The 17,802-nt window shown below is 72.8% G+C and carries 14 protein-coding genes; 9 read left to right on the top strand and 5 right to left on the bottom strand.

From position 1 onward, the window contains the following. Positions 1–5: 5 nt before the first annotated feature. Together ACFY2Z_RS31880 and ACFY2Z_RS31875 are read right to left on the bottom strand one after the other, a co-directional pair. Positions 6–704, bottom strand: a complete 699-nt coding sequence (locus ACFY2Z_RS31880; protein WP_390747536.1) for a GntR family transcriptional regulator — start codon at positions 702–704, stop codon at positions 6–8. A 92-nt stretch (positions 705–796) separates the two neighbouring features. Continuing rightward, positions 797–2,152 carry an aspartate aminotransferase family protein gene (locus tag ACFY2Z_RS31875; protein ID WP_390747535.1) on the bottom strand — a complete coding sequence of 452 codons (1,356 nt, stop codon included), beginning with the start codon at positions 2,150–2,152 and terminating at the stop codon, positions 797–799. 299 nt (positions 2,153–2,451) lie between these two features. Between ACFY2Z_RS31875 and ACFY2Z_RS31870 the strand changes: the two genes are divergently transcribed. Both ACFY2Z_RS31870 and ACFY2Z_RS31865 read left to right on the top strand, forming a co-directional pair. Continuing rightward, entirely contained in the window at positions 2,452–4,530 is a 2,079-nt protein-coding gene (locus ACFY2Z_RS31870; protein ID WP_390747534.1) for a protein kinase, read from the top strand. Positions 4,531–4,653: 123 nt separating this feature from the next. Further along, positions 4,654–6,198 (top strand): PstS family phosphate ABC transporter substrate-binding protein, encoded by a 1,545-nt coding sequence (locus tag ACFY2Z_RS31865; RefSeq protein WP_390747533.1) that lies wholly within the window; start codon positions 4,654–4,656, stop codon positions 6,196–6,198. Positions 6,199–6,223: 25 nt separating this feature from the next. Here the strand turns inward: ACFY2Z_RS31865 and ACFY2Z_RS31860 are convergent, their stop codons facing one another. Next, on the bottom strand, positions 6,224–6,964 hold the full coding sequence (locus tag ACFY2Z_RS31860; RefSeq protein ID WP_390747532.1) for an SLATT domain-containing protein: 741 nt from the start codon (positions 6,962–6,964) through the stop codon (positions 6,224–6,226). Between the two features lie 370 nt (positions 6,965–7,334). Between ACFY2Z_RS31860 and ACFY2Z_RS31855 the strand changes: the two genes are divergently transcribed. From ACFY2Z_RS31855 to ACFY2Z_RS31825, 7 genes are all read left to right on the top strand, one after another. After that, positions 7,335–7,676: a YbaB/EbfC family nucleoid-associated protein gene (locus ACFY2Z_RS31855; RefSeq protein WP_311696463.1), complete on the top strand. Its 342-nt coding sequence runs from the start codon at positions 7,335–7,337 to the stop codon at positions 7,674–7,676. 107 nt (positions 7,677–7,783) lie between these two features. Next, complete coding sequence (recR, locus tag ACFY2Z_RS31850) at positions 7,784–8,383, top strand: recombination mediator RecR (protein ID WP_071367631.1); 600 nt, start codon at positions 7,784–7,786, stop codon at positions 8,381–8,383. Further along, positions 8,376–9,035 carry a DUF5063 domain-containing protein gene (locus tag ACFY2Z_RS31845; protein WP_390747531.1) on the top strand — a complete coding sequence of 220 codons (660 nt, stop codon included), beginning with the start codon at positions 8,376–8,378 and terminating at the stop codon, positions 9,033–9,035. The genes recR and ACFY2Z_RS31845 overlap by 8 nt, the downstream gene beginning before the upstream one ends. Positions 9,036–9,312: 277 nt before the next feature. Continuing rightward, on the top strand, positions 9,313–10,590 hold the full coding sequence (locus tag ACFY2Z_RS31840; RefSeq protein ID WP_390747530.1) for an aspartate kinase: 1,278 nt from the start codon (positions 9,313–9,315) through the stop codon (positions 10,588–10,590). A 169-nt stretch (positions 10,591–10,759) separates the two neighbouring features. Next, positions 10,760–11,827: an aspartate-semialdehyde dehydrogenase gene (locus ACFY2Z_RS31835; protein WP_390747529.1), complete on the top strand. Its 1,068-nt coding sequence runs from the start codon at positions 10,760–10,762 to the stop codon at positions 11,825–11,827. A gap of 453 nt (positions 11,828–12,280) precedes the next feature. Next, complete coding sequence (locus ACFY2Z_RS31830; RefSeq protein ID WP_388973441.1) at positions 12,281–12,877, top strand: SigE family RNA polymerase sigma factor; 597 nt, start codon at positions 12,281–12,283, stop codon at positions 12,875–12,877. After that, positions 12,874–14,175, top strand: coding sequence for a hypothetical protein (locus tag ACFY2Z_RS31825; protein WP_390747528.1), 1,302 nt, complete (start codon positions 12,874–12,876; stop codon positions 14,173–14,175). The genes ACFY2Z_RS31830 and ACFY2Z_RS31825 overlap by 4 nt, the downstream gene beginning before the upstream one ends. Before the next feature lie 215 nt (positions 14,176–14,390). Here the strand turns inward: ACFY2Z_RS31825 and ACFY2Z_RS31820 are convergent, their stop codons facing one another. After that, complete coding sequence (locus ACFY2Z_RS31820) at positions 14,391–15,248, bottom strand: SURF1 family protein (protein ID WP_390747527.1); 858 nt, start codon at positions 15,246–15,248, stop codon at positions 14,391–14,393. 105 nt (positions 15,249–15,353) lie between these two features. Continuing rightward, entirely contained in the window at positions 15,354–17,192 is a 1,839-nt protein-coding gene (locus tag ACFY2Z_RS31815; protein ID WP_390747526.1) for a S9 family peptidase, read from the bottom strand. Positions 17,193–17,802: the final 610 nt, after the last annotated feature.

Raw genomic sequence — 17,802 nt, 5'->3', positions numbered from 1 at the left:
TCGGCTCATCCTTCGGCCAGCCGCTCGACCAGAGCGAGGGAGTGCGCGTTGTACGCGGTGATCACGGCGTTCGCCGCAGCGGGGTCGCGGCGGGCGAGCGCGTCGACGACCTCGGTGTACCCGGACCACAGGTGGCCGCGGAGCCGGGTGACCCGGCGCAGATGCTGGGCCGCGCACGCCCAGGACTGCACCCGCAGCCGGTGCAGGAAGTCGGCGAGGTAGGGGTTGCTGTACAGGGCGGCCAGCTCCCGCCAGAAGCGCAGGTCGTAGCCGATGAGGACGTTCAGCTCCCCGGCGACGGCGGCGCGCTGGGCCTCCTCGCCGCGGCGGCGCACCGCGGCCAGGGCCGCGGTGAGTCCGGGACCCTCCAGCGAGGCCCTGCCGTCGTTGTCGACCAGGCGCCGGAAGAGGCCGTCGGTGACGAGGCCGCGGGCCTCGATCATGCCGCGGTAGTCGTCGAGGGAGTAGGCGTGCACCTCGAAGCCGCGGTGCTGCACGGCGTCCAGCAGGCCCTGGGCGGACAGATCCACCAGGGCCTCGCGGACCGGGGTCGCGGAGACGCCGTACTGCTCGGCGATCTCCTTGACCGTGAACTCCTGCCCCGGCTGCAACCGCCCGCCCAGCACCTCGTCGCGGAGCGCGTCCGCGATCTGCTGTCGCAGGGTGCTGCGGGTCACGGCGCCGTTTCCGGTGCTGCCGGGCATGGTCCGGTCTCTCCCTCGTCACGTACGGGTGGCGTGCTCGTACAGGTCTACGAGCTCGCCACCTTACGCGTTCGGAGTCCCGGGAATCCCTTCTACTCCGTGTACTCGTCCGCCACCGACAGTGCCGCGTCCAGGGCCGCCAGCCCCTCCTTGAGCTCGGCCTCCGTCACGTTGCACGGCGGGACCACATGCGTACGGTTCATGTTCACGAACGGCCACACACCGTTCGCCTTCGCGGCGGCGGCGAACGCGGCCATCGGCGCTGCCGCCTCCCCGGCCGCGTTGTAGGGCACGAGCGGCTCCCGGGTCTCCTTGTTCCGCACCAGGTCCAGGGCCCAGAACATGCCGACCCCGCGCACCTCGCCGACGCTCGGGTGGCGCTCGGCCAGCCGGCGCAGGGCAGGCTCCACGACGGACGCGCCCAGCTCCGCCGCGTTCTCGACGACGCCCTCCTCGGCCATCACGTTGATCGTCGCGACGGCCGCCGCGCACGCCAGCGGATGCCCCGAGTACGTCAGCCCGCCCGGGTAGGCCCGCTTCCCGAAGGTCTGCGCGATCCGCCCGGAGACGGCGACACCGCCGAGCGGCACATACCCGGAGTTCACGCCCTTGGCGAAGGTCATCAAATCCGGGACGACGTCGAACAGGTCCGCCGCGAACCACCGGCCGGTGCGCCCGAATCCGGCCATCACCTCGTCGAGGACGAAGACGATTCCGTACTTGTCGCACAGCTCACGGACACCCGCGAGATAGCCGGGCGGCGGGACCATGATCCCGGCGGTGCCGGGGACGGTCTCCAGGATGATCGCGGCGATCGTCCCCGGCCCCTCGAAGGCGATGGTCGTCTCCAGGTGCTCCAGCGCCCGCTCGCACTCCTGCTGCTCGGTCTCCGCGTAGAAGCGGGAGCGGTACAGGAACGGCGCCCAGAAGTGCACCACGCCCGCGGCACCGCTGTCCGAGGCCCAGCGACGCGGGTCACCGGTGAGGTTGATCGCCTGCTGGGTGCCGCCGTGGTACGAGCGGTAGGCGGACAGCACCTTGGGGCGGCCGGTGTGGATGCGCGCCATGCGCAGGGCGTGCTCGACCGCGTCGGCGCCGCCGTTGGTGAAGAAGATCTTGTCGAGGTCGCCGGGGGTGCGCTCGGCGATCAGCCGGGCGGCCTCCGAGCGCGCCGCCACGGCGAAGGCGGGCGCGAACGTGGTCATCGAGGCCGCCTGCTCCTGGATCGCGGCGACGACCTTCGGGTGCTGGTAGCCGATGTTGGTGAAGACGAGTCCGCTCGTGAAGTCGAGATAGCGGTTGCCGTCGAAGTCCCAGAAGTACGACCCCTCCGCACCGGCGACGGCGAGCGGGTCGATGAGCTCCTGCGCTGACCAGGAGTGGAAGACATGCGCACGGTCCGCGGCCTTGACGGCGGCGCCGGCCTGGGGGTCGGTCTGAGGCGTCATGCGCCCGAGCCTAGGAGTCCGGTTCCCCGACGCGACACCGGCGTCCTGTCTGCGGACGGGCCCGGAACGCGACAGTCTGTCGACAGGCGGGCCCGGCGGCGGCGTTCCGCGGCCCGTCGTGCCTGCCGGCGGGGCGGCCCCGGGGGCGCGCTGACCCGTGGGGCGCTCGTCCCGTGACGCCCCGTTGCGTCCCGTGACCGAACCGGGGCACCGCCGTGGCCGGCTCCTCGCGGGGCGGTGATGTTCTGCGGTTATTCTCTGGCTGTCTGTCGCACACGCAGGGGGTAGGTGAGGCGGCGATGGAGATGCCGGGGGGCGGGGATCCGCTGGGGATCCCCCCGGGCGTGCGGCTCAAGGGGAGCGCCGGTGCGTACCGGCTGCTCGCCCGGCTCGGGGCCGGCGGCATGGGGAACGTGTATCTGGCCCGGTCCGACCGGGGCCGTACCGTCGCCGTGAAACTCGTCCGGCGGGAGCTGGCCGAGCAGGAGGAGTTCCGGGCGCGCTTCCGGCAGGAGGTGCAGGCCGCGCGCCGGGTCGGCGGGTACTGGACCGCGCCCGTCCTCGACGCGGACACCGAGGCGGATATCCCCTGGGTCGCCACCGGCTATGTCGCGGGTCCCACCCTGCAGAGCATCGTCTCCCGTGACCACGGCGCCCTGCCGGAGCGGTCCGTGCGGGTCCTGGCCGCCGGGCTCGCCCACGCACTGCAGGACATCCACGCGGCCGGGCTGATCCACCGCGACCTCAAGCCCTCCAACGTGCTGGTGACCATCGACGGCCCCCGGGTCATCGACTTCGGCATCGCCCGCGCCCTGGAGACCCTCGGCGGCGCGGGGCTCACCCGCACCGGCGCGCTGGTCGGCTCGCCCGGGTTCATGGCGCCCGAGCAGGTGCGCGGCGACCGCGTCACGCCCGCGTGCGACGTCTTCTGCCTGGGGTCCGTCCTCGCGTACGCCGCCACGGGCGCCCTTCCCTTCGGCAGCGAGGGCAGCGGGGTGCACGCCCTGATGTTCCGTATCGCCCAGGAGGAACCGGATCTGGCGGGCGTGCCCGAGAGCCTCGGTGATCTCGTCCGCGACTGTCTGCGCAAGGACCCGGCGGCCCGGCCGACCCCGGCGGAGATCCTGGAGCGGGCCGGCGCCGAGGACACCGTCTCCGGCGGCCGCAGCCGGGACCCCTGGCTGCCCGGCGTCCTGGTCGCCCAACTGGGCCGCCAGGCAGTGCGGTTGCTGGATACGGAGGACCCGGAGGAGACCGCGACGCAGACCGCGACGAGGGTGGCCTCGGCGGGTGGCGCGGGAAGCGCGGCGGGGCCGGCGGACCTTGCGGACTCGGGGACCTCGGCGGAAACGGGGGCCTCGGGGGACGGTACGGGCCCTTCGGGCGCCGACGGAGGCGGGCGTGCCACGGGTTCCGCCGCAGTCACCGCCGGCCCCGCGGGGCCGGTCACGGTTCCCGTCCGGTCCGCCGCCGGCCCGGGCGCCGGGATCGCCCGGGTGCCCGGCGCGATCGACCCCCGCGTCCCGGTGGACCTGGCCGAACAGGCCCCGGCGGCTCCCGAGCTGCCCGAGCACGCGCCCGCCTCCGACGTGCCGTACGGCGCCGCCCCGCCCGTCTCCCCCGGCGGCCCGCCCGCCCAGGCCGCCCCCGCCGGACCGCCCCCGCCGCCCGCCACGTACGGCTACCCCCAGCAGCACCCCCAGCCCGGGTACGGCCACGGCGGCTTCGGCCCCACCCTCGGACCGACCCGGCAGCACGGCCCGTACCCCTTCGGCGACCCGGACCCGGCGGAGCCGCGGCGCAGAAGCGGCCGCTCCACCGTCGCGCTGCTGGTCGCCGCCGTGGTGGTCGCGCTCGGCGCCGGCGGCTCGGTGTACGCGCTGATGCGCGGCGACGGAACCGCCACCGGCGGCGGCCACGGCCATGCGCACCGCTCCGCCGCGCCCCCCACCTCCGCCCCGGACACCCCCTCGGGCTCCGCCCCGGCCACCGCGAGCCCCTCCGGAGGGTCGCCCGCGGCCGGCGCCGTGCCGAACGCCTTCCTCGGCACATGGACCGCCGCCATCGACAGCGCGAGCGGCCACAGCACCCGCCAACTGGTCATCGAGCAGGGCGCGGTGGGCGACCCGGTGCTCTCGCTGACCGCGGACGGCCCGCTGGGCGGCGGCACGTACCACTGCGTCTTCCGGGCCGCGCTGTCCGGATCGCCGGGCGCGGACGGCCCGTTGGACATCGGCCCCTCCACGGTCGCGGCGGGCCGTCCCGCGTCCGCCTGCACCCCGGGCGGCGCCACGGAGCTGACGATCCTGCCGGACGGCCGTCTGCGCCGTGTGAACACAAGCGGTGGCGAATCCCTCACGTACACCAAGCAGGGCTGAACTCCCGTCATCCGACGGCAAGTTGAACATCATACGAAGTTAGCCACCCGTACCCTGTGTGCGGCCGCCGACGGCCGTACGGTGACCCCACATTCGGCTCCGGGGAGTTGTGGGGGACCCACGGTGCAATGGTTCAGTCCAGAGAACGTCGTGGCCGTGGGGACCGCGGTCCTCGGCATCGTCGCGTCCGTCGCCATGGTCTGGTACGAACGCCGGGTGCCGCGGCGCAAACGCATCGGCTACCGCGTCCAGATGGACAACCCGATCGGCGACCGCTCCGGCCGCGCCAACAGACGTCTCGGCCTCTTCGACGAGACCCCGGACATGGTGGACGCGACTCTCGTCCTGCTGCGCATCGAGAACGACGGCTCGCAGGGCATCGGCGGCGGCGACTACAGCGGCCCCGAGAGCCACGGTCTGACCGCGGTGTTCACCGATCGCATCATCCGCGGTGTGTCGGTCACCCAGCCGACCAACACCGACCACCTCATGGACCACTTCACCGCGGAGAGCGGCTTCGGCTACGAGGGCAACCGGCTGCGCATCCCGCGTGTCCCGCTCAACCGGGGCGAGCACTTCAAGCTGCTCGTGCTGCTGTCCGGCGGCGACGTGGGCCGCGAGATACGGCTCATAGGCGGCATCCACGACGGTGAGGTGCACCCCAACCGCAGCGCCACCCCGGACGACCAGCCGCCCCTGTTCAGCCGGGCCGCCCGGCTGATCAGCATCACCCTCACGCTCAGCGTCCTCACGCTCGCCGGCATCGTCATCGCCCGCGACGACCACCCGCTCCCCATCGGCTGCGCCCGCGGCGCGCTGACGGTCACCGGCTCGACGGCCTTCGCCCCCGTGGTGCGGGATCTGGCGAAGCAGTACGAGGACAGGTGCGAGGGCTCCGACATCAAGGTGGACGCCCGCGGCAGCGAGGCGGGGGTCGGGGACCTCGTCTCCCTGGGCGCCCGGTCGAAGCGCACCCCCGCCATGATCGCGTTCTCCGACGGTCCCACCCCGAGGGCGGGCGCGGTCTCCGATCTCGACGGGACTCGGGTCGCCGTGTCCGCTTTCACCCTGGTCGTCAACGAGGGCGTCGACCTGCCGCACGGGCTCTCCCTGGCGGACGTACGCCGTATCTACCGCGGGCAGGTCACCCGCTGGAAGCAGATCGACCCGCACCTGCCCGATCTGCCCGTGGTGCTCGTCAGCCGCAACGCCGACTCCGGCACCCGGCAGATCTTCCAGCGGCGGGTGCTCGGCACCTGGGAGCGGGCCCCCAGCACCTCACTGGACTGCGTCCACCAGGACGACCGGTCCGCGCCCGTCATGCGCTGCGAACTCGACTCCACGCAGAAGGTGCTGGACACGGTGGCCAGGATCCCCGGCGCCATCGGCTACAGCGAACTCAACCTCACCCGGCACAAGGGCCTGCGCCGGGTGCCCCTGGACGGCGCCGCGGCCTCCATAGAGGACATCGAGTACCGCCGGAGCGACTACCCCTACCGCGGCGTCGAGTACGCCTACACCTACCGGCGCTCGCCCGCCGGCTCCCTCACCGCGCAGTTCCTCGCCTACGTCAGCCAGAGCACCGGCGAGAGCGAGATCCGGACGCACGGCCATCTGCCGTGCTCCGCGCCGGCGGTGCTGCCGCTCTGCGCGGACGACGACGGCTGAACGCCCACGACGGCCGCCGACCGCCTCACCTGGGGTCCGGCGGCCGTTGCCTCGGCATGTTGGGCCGGGCCCCCGCGGGCGGGGTGAACCGGCCCGGCGGCACCCCTTCGGCCCGGGACGCGGCCGCCCCGACCGACTGGAGCACCAGCGGCGCGGACCCCCGGCGGAACTCCACCATCCAGTCCGTGGTCTCCGCCCGCATCAGATCCGTCACGTCCTCGCTGAACCGCCGCAGCACCGCGAGGCACCGCTCCGCCGCCTCGCCCGCGGTCCCCTCCGTCGGCCCGAGCACCTCCCGCACGCTCTCGGTCGCCCAGTCGAACTGGAGCGTCTGCAACCGCCGTTGCAGAGCCTGGGCGGTCGCCACGTCCCGCATCCACCCGGAGGTCACCCCGAAGAACCGGTCCCCGGCGACGCACGCCATCCCCAGCAGCAGCGACAGATACGCCCACGGCACGGCGCGGTCCGTGATCCCGGTCAGATCGAGCAGCGGCAGCGCGGCCCCGCAGACCACCCCCGCCGCCGCGCCCCCGCGCAGCGCCCGCGCGACCCGGCGCTTCCACAGCCGGTTCGCGAGATACCAGGCCGCCGTCTCCAGCGCCCGGCGCTCCACCCACCGGTACAACTCGTCCAGCCGCTCGGCGGGCTCCCCCCAGTCGCCGTGCGGGAACGGCCGTCCCGCGAGGTCGCCCGGCCGAAGTCCCGCCGCGCCGTCGTCCCGCCCGTCCTGGAGCGGACCCTCGGGCTGCATCTCCGGCTGACTCACCCGGCACTCCCTACGTACGGCTCTGACGGTCCGCGATGGTCACTTCGCGGTGTGCGCCCGCCCACGCGTGGCACACGCTCCGTGATGAGCTCGTGACGCATGGTGCCGAAGCGCTGGATCCTTCCTACCGTTCCCCGGACGGCGAGGACCCGGGTTTCCCGGCTTTTCCGCCCGGAAGTGGGCCGTTACCGGGGGAGGCCGCTCCGCAATGCCACTCGAAAGAGTGCCGCCGCTTGCCCGGGCCCGGGTCCGGACGGACTACCGGAGCGGTCGCCCCGGTGACCACGTAGGCTCGTGCCAGGCGGCACATCCCGCCCAGACAGCGGTACGCGACCTGCCGTCCGTACCCGAACGAGACCAGGAGCTGATCGTGATTCCCGGTGGTGGCCAGCCCAACATGCAGCAGCTGCTCCAGCAGGCCCAGAAGATGCAGCAGGATCTCGCGCGGGCTCAGGAGGAACTGGCCCGTACGGAGGTCGACGGGCAGTCGGGCGGCGGCCTGGTGAAGGCCACCGTCACCGGCGCCGGCGAGCTGCGCGCCCTGGTGATCGACCCGAAGGCGGTGGACCCCGAGGACACCGAGACGCTCGCCGACCTGGTCGTCGCGGCCGTCCAGGCGGCCAACGAGAACGCGCAGGCGCTCCAGCAGCAGAAGCTCGGCCCGCTGGCCCAGGGGCTCGGCGGCGGCGGGATCCCCGGCCTGCCGTTCTGAGTCCACCGGCCCGTCCCTTCTGCGGAAGGCGAGGGCCAACTACCGTACGTACCAAGAAACCGAGCCCGGCTACGGTACGTACCGAAGCTCTTCAGGAAGGCAGTCCGTTGTACGAAGGCGTGGTCCAGGACCTGATCGACGAGCTGGGACGGCTGCCCGGCGTCGGTCCCAAGAGCGCCCAGCGGATCGCCTTCCACATCCTGCAGGCAGAGCCGGCGGACGTCCGCCGGCTCGCCCAGGCGCTGCTCGAGGTGAAGGCGAAGGTCCGCTTCTGCGCGACCTGTGGCAACGTGGCGCAGGAGGAGCTGTGCGGCATCTGCCGTGACGCGCGCCGCGACCCGTCGGTCATCTGTGTGGTGGAGGAGCCGAAGGACGTCGTCGCGATCGAGCGCACCCGCGAGTTCCGCGGCCGCTACCACGTCCTGGGCGGCGCGATCAGCCCCATCGAGGGCGTCGGCCCGGACGATCTGCGCATCAGGGAGCTGCTCGCCAGGCTGGCCGACGGTACGGTCACCGAGCTGATCCTGGCCACGGACCCCAACCTGGAGGGCGAGGCCACGGCCACGTATCTCGCCCGCATGATCAAGCCCATGGGCCTCAAGGTCACCCGCCTGGCCAGCGGCCTCCCGGTGGGTGGCGACCTGGAATACGCGGACGAGGTCACCCTCGGCCGCGCCTTCGAGGGGAGACGACTCCTAGATGTCTGACGCCACGTTGCACTCCACGACGCAGGACCCGGACGACTTCGCCGTCCAGATCGCGGATCAGGTCGAGAGCTTCCTGGTCGCCGTCACGGAGGTCGCGAAGGGCGACGAGCCGGACTCGGCCGTCCCCTTCCTTCTGCTGGAGGTCTCCCAGCTGCTGCTCGCGGGCGGCCGTCTGGGCGCGCACGAGGACATCGTGCCCGAGGAGCGCTACGAGCCGGACGCGGGCCCGGACACGGACGTGGACGAGCTGCGCGAGCGCTTCGCCGTCATGCTGGACCCGATCGACGTCTACTCGGAGGTCTTCGACCCGTACGAGCCGCGCACGGCCCCGGTCCCGGCCCGTATCTCCGACGATCTGGCGGACATCATCACGGATCTGCGCCACGGCATGGCCCACTACCGTGCGGGCCGCACCACGGAGGCGCTGTGGTGGTGGCAGTTCTCGTACTTCTCCAACTGGGGTGCGACCGCCTCCGCGACCCTGCGGGCGCTGCAGTCGGTGGTCGCGCATGTGCGGCTGAACCAGCCCCTGGCGGAGCTCGACGGCCTCGACACCGACCAGGACCTCGGCGACGAGATCCTCGCGGAGGAGGCGGGCCGGGTCATGGACCGGGAGATCGCGCGACCGCTCGGACTGCGACAGGTCAGGTAACCGCGGACGGCCGCTGTGACACGCGGCACGTTTCCGAGTAGGCGGTGCGCGGCGGGGGCAGGTGCCGTGCGGAGCGGCCCGGATTCCCTGCGGAGGACGGCGGTGAAAACCGTCGGACGTCCGTCCTGGACCCGGAGAAAACCGGGATGGTCCCGATGCGAGCGGGACATCTCACCATGCGGTATCCCGGAAGGGAAATTCGGTCGCTCGATAGACTGAGCCGACCGCACCGGCACTGCGCGGGTGCGGAAAGAGACGGATTGAGCGAGGAGCGCACGTGGGCCTTGTCGTGCAGAAGTACGGAGGCTCCTCCGTAGCCGATGCCGAGGGCATCAAGCGCGTCGCCAAGCGGATCGTGGAAGCGAAGAAGAACGGCAACCAGGTGGTTGTCGTCGTTTCCGCGATGGGCGACACGACGGACGAGCTGATCGATCTCGCCGAGCAGGTTTCCCCGATGCCTGCCGGGCGTGAGTTCGACATGCTGCTGACCGCCGGAGAGCGGATCTCCATGGCCCTGCTGGCCATGGCGATCAAGAACCTGGGCCACGAGGCCCAGAGCTTCACCGGCAGCCAGGCAGGCGTCATCACCGACTCCGTCCACAACAAAGCCCGGATCATCGACGTCACGCCCGGCCGCATCCGCACCGCGCTGGACGAGGGCAACATCGCCATCGTCGCCGGTTTCCAGGGTGTGAGCCAGGACAAGAAGGACATCACGACCCTGGGCCGGGGTGGCTCCGACACCACCGCCGTGGCGCTGGCCGCCGCCCTCGACGCCGAGGTGTGCGAGATCTACACCGACGTCGACGGCGTGTTCACCGCCGACCCGCGGGTGGTGAAGAAGGCCCGGAAGATCGACTGGATCTCCTTCGAGGACATGCTGGAGCTGGCCGCGTCCGGGTCCAAGGTGCTGCTCCACCGCTGTGTGGAGTACGCACGCCGCTACAACATCCCGATCCATGTCCGCTCCTCCTTCAGCGGACTGCAGGGCACGTGGGTCAGCAGCGACCCGATCGAGCAAGGGGAAAAGCAGGTGGAGCAGGCCATCATCTCCGGTGTCGCGCACGACACCTCCGAGGCCAAGATTACGGTCGTCGGCGTGCCGGACAAGCCGGGCGAGGCCGCCTCGATCTTCCGCGCCATCGCCGACGCCGAGATCAACATCGACATGGTCGTGCAGAACGTGTCGGCCGCGGCGACCGGCCTCACGGACATCTCCTTCACGCTCCCGAAGACCGAGGGACGCAAGGCGATCGACGCCCTGGAGAAGGGCAAGACCGCGATCGGCTACGACTCGCTGCGCTACGACGACCAGATCGGCAAGATCTCCCTCGTCGGCGCGGGCATGAAGACGAACCCGGGCGTCACGGCCTCCTTCTTCGAGGCGCTGAGCGACGCGGGCGTGAACATCGAGCTGATCTCGACCTCCGAGATCCGTATCTCGGTGGTGACGCGCGCGGACGACGTCCCGGAGGCGGTGCGCGCGGTACACAGCGCCTTCGGCCTGGACTCGGAGAGCGACGAGGCCGTCGTCTACGGAGGCACCGGGCGATGACCGGCCTCCCCCGCGGGGGCGAGGACCGTACGGGGTCCGTGTGCGTGGGCCGTGCAGGCTCCGCGCGCGCGGACCGTGCGGGATCCGGTCGTGCGTACCGTACGGGCTCCGGGCCTGCCTCGGATCCCGTACGGCGGGCCGGTCTGCCGGGCCCGGGTGGAGAGCTCCGGTGACGGCCCGGACCGGACGGCCGACGCTCGCGGTCGTGGGAGCGACCGGGGCCGTCGGCTCCGTCATGCTCCAGATCCTGTCCCAGCACGCGGACATCTGGGGCGAGATCCGTCTGATCGCCTCGCCCCGCTCGGCCGGCCGCAAGCTGACCGTGCGCGGCGAGGAGGTCGAGGTCGCCGCGCTCGACGAGGAGGCGCTCTCCGGCGTCGACGTGGCGATGTTCGACGTACCGGACGAGGTCGCGCGGCAGTGGGCCCCGGTCGCCGCCGCGCACGGCGCGGTCGTGGTGGACAACTCGGGCGCGTTCCGGATGGACCCGGACGTCCCGCTGGTCGTGCCGGAGGTCAACCCGCACGCCGCCCGGGTGCGCCCGCGCGGCATCATCGCCAACCCCCACTGCACGACGCTCTCGATGATCGTGCCGCTCGGCGCGCTGCACGCCGAGTTCGGGCTCAGCGAGCTGGTCGTCTCCTCGTACCAGGCCGTCAGCGGTGCGGGACGCGCGGGCATCGACACCCTCCGGCAGCAGCTGTCGCTGGTGGCGGGCACGGAACTCGGGACGAGTCCCGGTGACGTACGGCGCGCTGTGGGCGACAACACGGGACCCTTCCCGGAGCCGGTGGCCCTGAACGTCGTCCCCTGGACCGGGACGCCCGACGAGGACGGCTGGTCCTCGGAGGAGATGAAGATCCGTCACGAGTCCCGCAAGGTCCTGGGGCTGCCCCGGCTGAGGGTGGCGGTCACCTGCGTCCGCGTGCCCGTGGTCACCGCGCACTCCCTCACCGTCCACGCCCGGTTCGAGGACGAGGTCACGGTCGACCGCGCGCGGGACATCCTCGCCACCGCGCCCGGCGTCGTCCTCTTCGACGACCCGGCCGCCGGCGAGTTCCCCACGCCCGCCGACGTGGTCGGCACGGACCCCACCTGGGTGGGCCGGGTGCGCCGCTCCCTCGACGACCCGACCGCGCTGGAACTGTTCGTGTGCGGGGACAACCTGCGCAAGGGCTCGGCACTGAACACGGCGCAGATCGCGGAACTGGTCGCGTCCGAGTGGGAGGCTCCGTAGGGCTGCGGATTCTCCGGCCTCCGTCCCGCCTGGCAGAAAATCCGCTGGTCGTCGGCCGGATCGTTTGTAGGATCCCTGTCGGTTTCAACGGCCCGTCATGTGGTCCGGACCACTTGAATCGAAGCCTTCGGGTGTTCGAAGATTTCTCTCCCCGCCCCGCAACCGCTTGCGGAGCGGGGAGCGTCTTTGCGGTCGCCCTCCGGGGGGCGGGCACCATCACACATGGGGCATAGGGGAAGAGCTGGTACGCATGAGGGCACTAGACGCACGGTCCGCTGCGCTGGGGGGCGCACGGGGGCATGTGCAGACGGACGTGCTGCCTGACACGAAGGTGTTGCCCGCCGCGTACAACCCTCACGGGGGGAGACGTGTCCAACTGGCGTGGCAGAGGTACTCGAATTCACCGCGGTACGGGCAAGGGGCACAGCCCTGCGTCCGCCCCGCCGCCCTCGCATGTCCGGCGTGCCCGGCGGCATGCCGGTGATCGCCCCCATGCCCGCAGCGCGGCCCGCCCGCATACCCAGCCAGCGTGAGAACGCCGAGGAGACGACGGCCGCCGGCACCACGGTGGACCATCTCACCGAGACCTACCGCGCCCACTACCGCTCCCTCCTCGGGCTCGCGGCGCTCCTCCTCGACGACACCGCCTCCTGCGAGGACGTCGTCCAGGAGGCGTTCATCCGCGTCCACTCGGCGCGCAAACGCGTCCGCGACCCGGAGAAGACACTCGCCTATCTGCGCCAGACGGTGGTCAACCTCTCGCGTTCGGCGCTGCGCCGCCGCATCCTCGGCCTCAAGCTGCTCTCCAAGCCGATGCCGGACATGGCGAGCGCGGAGGAGGGCGCCTACGACCAGCTGGAGCGCGACTCGCTGATCCGGGCCATGAAGGGCCTGCAGCGCCGGCAGCGCGAGGTGCTGGTGCTGCGCTACTTCGCGGACATGACCGAGGCCCAGGTCGCCGAGACGCTGGGGATATCGCTCGGGTCGGTGAAGGCGTACGGATCGCGCGGCATCGCCGCGCTGCGCACCGCCATGGGAGCGCCGGCATGAGCGAGTACAGCGCCGGCATGAGCGAGTACGAGGAGCGGCACCCTGCCGTCCCGGGACACGACTCCCACGAACGACACGAGCCCGATGTGTGGCACGAGCCGACGGACCGGTCCACGCCGCACGAGGACGACCACGAGCAGCATGCTGGGAACGGAACTGTGAACCACCGCCCCGACGACCAGGGCCGCCAGGAAGCCCCGCCGGAGCACACCACTCCCGACGCGCCCGCCACCGACCGCTACGCACGGGGGCCCGGCGGCTTCGAGGGCCGCACGGACGGTCCCGGCGCCGGCCCGGAGACCGGGTTCGGCCCGGACGAACTGGCGCTGCGGCGGATGCTTCACCGCGCGGTGGACGACATCGAGCCGCGCGACGGCACCCTGGACCATCTGCGGCGCGCGGTGCCCGCCCGGCGGGCGCGCAAGCGGCAGGCCCTGGTCGGCATGGCGGCCGCCGCCCTGTTCATCGGCACGGCGATCCCGGCCCTCGTGCACGTCTCCAACGCCACCGGCTCCGACGCCGATCCCTCCATCGCCGGCCAGGCCTCACAGGCCCAGCAGGGCACCGGGCAGGGGAAGGGCCCGGACGGCGGCTCCAGCGGCTCGGTCGGCTCCGGCGGCACCACCAAGGGCACGGACCAGGGTGGCCAGAAGGGCAAGGGCGACAAGAGCAAGGACGCGCCCGGCGGAGCCACCGGCGGGGTCAATCCGACGGCCTCCGCGGCGAACGCCCCCGAGTGCACGGGGGCGCAGCTCGGCGGTGCGACCGCCACCGCGGGCGCACCGGACTCCACCGGCACGGTCTACGGCGCGTTCCGCGTCACCAACGTCTCCACCACCCCCTGTACGGTCTCGGCCGGCGGCAGCGTCTCCACGACCCCGCAGGGCGCGGCGGACGCCTCCAAGATCAGCGTGGCGAACCATGTCACGGGCGACGCGGCCACCGGGCTGCCCGACCCGTCCCAGCAGGCCACCTCGCTGGTGCTCAAGCCCGGCGCGGCCTACGAGGTCAAGTTCGCCTGGGTCCCGTCGGAGACCTGCCCCACCACGGGCGGCGGCACCGGAGGCCCCTCACCGGACCCGAGCCCCTCGGACAGCACCGGTACGAGCGGCGGTACGACCCCGGAGGGCGGCGGCACCGGAGTGGCACCGCAGTTGATGACGGAGGACGGCGGCGTGGCCGACGGCAGCGTGGTCGTCTCCCACACCCCGGAGACCGGTTCCGGCACCGCCATGACGACGGTCCCCAACGCCTGCGCCGGCACGGTCTACCGCACGGGGATACTTCCGGCGTCCTGAGCCGGCCCGGGTCGCCCGGGGCCGACTGGTCCGGCGGGGATCCGGGTCGCCCGGGGCCGACTGGTCCGGCGGGGATCCGGCCCGCCGGGGGAGCTGATCGGCTCGGCTGGTCCGGTCGCCCGGGGCTGATCGGCTCGGCTGGTCCGGTCGCCCGGGGCTGATCGGCTCGGCTGGTCCGGTCGCCCGGAGTCGGCTGGTCCCGGCCGACTCGGGCCTCAGGTCGCGGCGGTCCGGGGCTCGCTCTCGGCGGCGGCCTGCTCGTCCTCGGCCGTTTCCGGCTCCGCCGGGGGCGTCGGGCCTCCGGCCTCCGGCCCCTCCGTGACGAGGCCCAGTTCCGCGTCCCGGGCGTACTCCACCTCGCGGCGCAGCAGACGGAACCACATGAAGACAGTGAAGCCCGCGAAGACGAACCACTCGCCCGTGTAGCCCAGGTTCTGGAACGCCTTCAGATCCAGTCCGCTGTTCTGGGGCGCCGTCGCCGGTACCGCCCGCATCCCGCTGTCGGCCTTGTCGAGGGTGATCCAGGCGTCGTAGACGCTGTACGGCACAAGGTTGACCAGCGACGCGGCGCTGATCGCGGCGGTCTCGTCCGGGGGGAGCCCCCCGCCCCCTCCCACCCCGTTCGACCCCGGGCTCTCCGACGCCTGCAGCGCACCCGTCACGGTGACCTCGCCGGTCGGCGCGGCCGGCGCCTTCGCGGAGCTCGCGTCACCCGGCAGCCAGCCCCGCACGACCGGCAGGGCGCGGCCCCCGTCGGTGCGCAGCAAGGTCAGCACATAGAAGCCCTGCTTGCCGTCCAGCACGCGGTCCGGCACCAGCAACTGCTTGCCGTACCGCCCGGTGGCCGTGGTCCGCTTCCCGGACGTGCTCTGGTCGACGGGCAGCAGCTCCTGCAACGGCCGGGCGGCTTCCTTGCGGTCCGCCGAGACCCGCTCGCTCGCCCTCTGCTGCTCGTGCACCCGGGCCTCGAACCGGCTCAGCTGCCATGACCCCATGAAGATGCAGAAGGGGATGGCCAGCAGCACGAAGACGTTGATCCCCCACCAGCGGGGCGTCAGCAGAAACCGGTACACGCCCCCCACGGTACGGTGCCGCGTTCGGGCGCCCGCCCGTGGGGCCCGGCGTACGAGGCTCGCGCGCCCTCCTCGTACGCCGGACCGGGCACGTACGCCCGCCTGTCAGCCCTCCAGATGGCGCTGCGCGAAGTCCAGCTCCAGCCGCACCTGCTTGATCCGCTCGTCGACCACCAGGGAGCCGTGTCCCGCGTCGTACCGGTACACCTCGTGCACGGCCTTGCGTGCGGTGAGCCGGTCCACGTAGTTCTCGACCTGGCGGATCGGGCAGCGCGGGTCGTTCACCCCCGCCGAGATGTACACCGGTGCCTTCACCGCGTCGACGTACGTCAGCGGCGACGACGCCTCGAACCGCTCGGGCACCTCCTCGGGCGTGCCGCCGAGCAGGGTCCGGTCCATCGCCTTCAGCGACTCCATCTCGTCGTGGTACGCCGTCACATAGTCCGCGACCGGTACCGCCGCGATCCCGATCGTCCACGCCTCCGGCTGGGTGCCGAGCCCGAGCAGGGTCAGATACCCGCCCCAGGAGCCGCCGGTCAGAACCAGCCGCGTCGGGTCCGCGAGTCCGGACGACACCGCCCAGTCCCGCACCGCCGCGATGTCCTCCAGCTCGATCAGCCCGACCCGGTGCTTGAGGGCGTCCGTCCACTCGCGTCCGTACCCCGTCGAACCCCGGTAGTTGACCCGCACCACCGCGTACCCGTGGTCCACCCAGGCCGCCGGGCCCGCCGCGAACGCGTCGCTGTCGTGCCAGGTGGGACCGCCGTGGATGTCGAACACCGTCGGCAGCGGCCCGGTCGCCCCGGCCGGCTTCTGCACCAGCGCGTGGATACGGCCGCCCGGGCCCTCCACCCAGACGTCCTCCACCGGAACCGACCCCGGCGACTTCATCCCGGGCGGATCCAGCACGACCTCGCCCGACGTCGACCGCACCACCGGCGGCTCGGCCGCCGACGACCACAGGAACTCCACGGTCCCGTCGGGGCGGGCCGTCGCGCCGGAGACCGTGCCCGGTGGCGTGGGCACCCGCACCAGCTCGTGCGTCGCCAGGTCGTACCGCAGCAGTTCGCTGCGCGCTTCGAAGCTGTGCATGATCAGCAGCGCGGAACCGTCCGGATACCACTCGGCGGCCACGTCACCCGGAAGCTCCAGCGCCAGGTCGGTCTCCTCGCCCGAGACGACGTCCCACACCAGCGGCTCCCACCGGCCGCGCCGCTGGTGCCCGACCAGCAGGCGGGTGTCCCCGTCGATCGGCGCGAAGCCCAGCACCTCCAGGCCCAGCTCGACCCTGCCGCCCTTGGTGTCGTCCAGCTCTCCCACCGTCGAGCCGTCGGGCCGCAGCACGCGCAGGGCCGAGTGCATCGCGTCGCCGTGCTCGGTGTGCTCGACCGCGATCAGCGCACCGTCGTGCGAGAGGGCGCCCACGCCGGCCGACTCGCGGTGCCGGTAGATCTCGACCGGGTCCTGGCCGGTCCGTGCCAGATGGATCGTCGAACCGTCCTCGTCGGTCGAGCGGCCCACGACCGCCGTGCGCCCGTCCCGCGCGATCACGAGTCCGGCCGGGTACGACGGTGCCAGACCGGGAGCCGCCGGCTCGTCGGGCCCGGAGTCCGCACCGGAGGCGCCGGGGGTGAACCGCTGGCGTCTCCAGATGCCGAACTCGTCCCCGTCGGTGTCGTCGAACCACCAGATCCACTCGCCGTCCGGTGAGAGCGTCCCGTCCGTCGTGCCGTTCGGCCGGTCCGTGACCTGGCGCTGCTCGCCCGTGGTGCGGTCCCACGCGTACAGCTCGTACGTCCCCGTCGCGTTCGAGACGAACAACGCGCGGTGCGGCGCGTCCTCCGCCCAGTCCGGCAGTGACACCCGCGGCGCCCGGAAGCGCTTCTCCCAGTCCGGCATGTCCTCGCCGCGCTCGGGCGAGGTGGACCCGTTGCTCTCAGTCATGGCCCCATAGTGCCTGGCTCGGGCCACATCGTGCGGGTGAGGTCCCCAGCCTGTGGAAAACTCTTCGGGGAAACGCCCTGACCAGGCACGACCGCACGACTGCGTGGCCGCACCACCGAAGCCTCCCGGCCGCCGCCCCGAGCCCGCACACCGCCCGGCGCCCCCGCCCAAGCCCTGCTGCACCCAAGCCGCGCTCGACCAAAGCCGCGCCCAAGCCCCGGCTGAGCTTCCGCCCCGCCCGGGCCCCGGCCCTGCCCGGGCCGCCGCCCCGAGCCCGTACACCGCCCGGCGCCCCCGCCCAAGCCCTGCTGCACCCAAGCCGCGCTCCACCAAAGCCGCGCCCAAGCCCCGGCTGAGCTTCCGCCCCACCTGAGCCCGGCTGAGCTTCCGCCCCGCCTTCAGCCCCAGCCCCGCCAGGACCCCCGCCTCCCCTAAGCCCCCAGCCCCGCCAGGACCCCCGCCTCCCCTAAGCCCCCGGCCCCGCCTGACCCCCCGCCCCGCCCGGGCCCCGGCCCCGCCTAAGCCCCGGCCCCGCCTGACCCCCGGCCCCGCCCGGGCCCCGGCCCCGCCTAAGCCCCGGCCCCGCCCGGGCCCCGCCTCGCCTAAGCCC

Origin of the sequence: Streptomyces sp. NPDC001222 (assembly GCF_042896945.1) — a bacterium.
GTDB lineage: Bacteria > Actinomycetota > Actinomycetes > Streptomycetales > Streptomycetaceae > Streptomyces > Streptomyces gibsoniae.
Note: the sequence above shows the minus strand (reverse complement) of the source record. Positions and strands in the feature narration are given on the sequence as shown.